This window comes from Schlesneria sp. (assembly GCF_036405755.1).
GTDB classification, from domain to species: domain Bacteria; phylum Planctomycetota; class Planctomycetia; order Planctomycetales; family Planctomycetaceae; genus Schlesneria; species Schlesneria sphaerica.
Genome location: NZ_DASWWZ010000188.1, coordinates 1 through 2233, shown reverse-complemented (window position 1 = coordinate 2233; position 2233 = coordinate 1). Strand labels below are relative to the sequence as shown.

Here is a 2233-nt window from a genome sequence, read left to right as displayed (position 1 = left end):
AAGAGTTTGAAGAACTCCATCCCATTGGCGAATACGAGTCTCCCTCATTGTCGCGATACCACCGGCAGGATGGACTCGGCTCCCCGCTGGTGGTCCGCAAGTGCAATCGAACAGAATTACGTCCCGGCGATCGCTTTCTACCTCGCCACGTTTCGTTCAGCGCAACAGCCCTTCTCAGACCTCAAGTCAATGACGGGACGGGGGGCCAGCCAGCCGTGCTCGAGTTGTGGAACCCCTACACGACTCATGCAGTTCCGGGTCCGTCCGGCACGGCCGGTCTCGCAACAGATACATCAGCGGTCTTCGCTTTTCGAGAGCTGAGCCTGGGTTCGGTTCCCACCCCCTTCGAAATGTTCGTCCGCCCCGACGAACACCGCGATTCCGAAGGGCTGTACTTCTTTGAACCCCATCAACCGGGAAAGATTCCAGTCCTATTCGTCCATGGATTAATGTCGAGCCCCCGTACGTGGATCGATATGGCGAATGAACTCCGCGCAAATCCCGAGTTCAACGCGCGGTACCAGATCTGGGCATTCGATTATGCCACAGGCAAAAACTTTCTCCGTGCAGCAGCCGAACTGCGACAAGCCCTTTGCGAAGCCGATGCCGAACTGGCAGCCTACGGCGATGATCCTTCCCGACATCAGATGGTGCTGGTCGGCCATAGCATGGGAGGGTTGGTGTCTAAAATGCAGGTCACCCGCAGCGGAACTCATCTTTGGGATTCCATCGCCAACCTCCCTCTGGACCAGGTCCAGATGAACGATCAGTACCGCCGGCAGCTCGCTAAGGTCTTCTTCTTCGAGCCGTTACCGCAGGTTCAACGCGTCGTCTTCATCGCCACGCCCCATCGGGGCTCGGCATTGGCATCCCGGCTCACGGGACGATGGAGTTCTGCGCTGATCCGACGATCGCCATTTGAGAATGGACTGCATCAGCAACTGATCGTTTCGAACCCGGGCGTCTTCCGCTGGTCAGTCTTCTGGCGATTTCCCAACAGTATCGACATGCTGGAGCCAGAACATCCGCTCGCGCAAGCCGTCGACGACCTGCCCATCAGTGACCACGTGAAAGTTCACACCATTGCCGGAACAGGTTACATGACCACCGGATTCGAAACAGGGGATCGCGTCGTTCCACTCTCCAGTGCCGTTCACTGCCGTGCAGAGACCGAGCTGCAGATCAAGGCCACACACACGCACATTCACCGAACCCCGGAAGCGGTGAACGAGTTGCTTCGAATCCTGGCCGAACATCCGTACTGAACGGCGCGTCGATAGGTGGGACTGCCGACGTCGGAAGCACTTCCGCAAGGAATCTCCGCACCATGCGCATGCCGGATGATCGGGGTTCCGGTTGAGCCCCCCCTTGCAGTGACGTACAATCCCCACGTCCTGCGACAGTCGAGTCTTCTCCCAAGGCGTTCAAAATGCGACGAGTTCGAACCGGCGGTGGTTGGCCAGCGGTGCGGTACACCTTCAGTAAGGCACGCGAAGCAGGGGGCCTCTGGAAACTCTGGAAGGCCATGCGGTCGAAGAATGCCTGTAAGACCTGCGCACTGGGAATGGGTGGACAACAAGGAGGAATGGCCAACGAGCTTGGCGTCTTTCCCGAAGTCTGCAAGAAATCGTTGCAGGCCATGGTCGCTGACATGCAGGGAGCGATCAAACCCGAGTTTTTCAAAACCTACTCGATCCCGCAATTGCAGACGTTCTCGCCGCGTGAACTGGAAACCAGCGGACGTCTCACCCAACCGCTCCTTCATCGGCAGGGTGAAAACTACTATCAGCCGATCTCCTGGGAAGAAGCCTTCTCCCGGATTATCTCAAAGCTGAAGCCTGCGGCCTCGGTCGACGTCCCCACCGCACCGGGGCCAAATACGGTCTCATCTAACGGCGAACACCCCGCTAAAGCCGCGACCAGCTCTGATCCCTCCTCTCCCTTGCCGACTGACAGCCAGGGGAGAGCCGTTTCTTCATCGCCGAAGTCCGGAGCGGATTCATCCAGCGTCGTCTCACCAAATGAAACGTTCTGGTATTTCAGTGGCCGCAGTTCGAACGAAGCAGGTTTTCTGCTCCAGGTTTTCGCGCGTGTCTTCGGAACGAATAACGTCAACAACTGTTCGTTTTACTGTCATCAGGCCAGCGGTGTGGGCTTAGGTAGCGTGCTCGGCACCGGCACTGCCACCCTGGTTCTTGACGATCTCGAACATTCCGATCTGGTCTTCATTATT

The 2233-nt window shown here is 57.7% G+C and carries 1 protein-coding gene and 1 pseudogene; both read left to right on the top strand.

Going from position 1 to position 2233, the window contains the following annotated elements; translation table 11 throughout:
- On the top strand, nt 1-1265 hold a 1265-nt coding region (locus VGE80_RS06295; protein WP_440592061.1), incomplete at its 5' end, for an esterase/lipase family protein.
- Between the two features lie 164 nt (nt 1266-1429).
- Nucleotides 1430-2233: pseudogene (locus tag VGE80_RS06290) on the top strand (hypothetical protein); the annotation flags it as partial.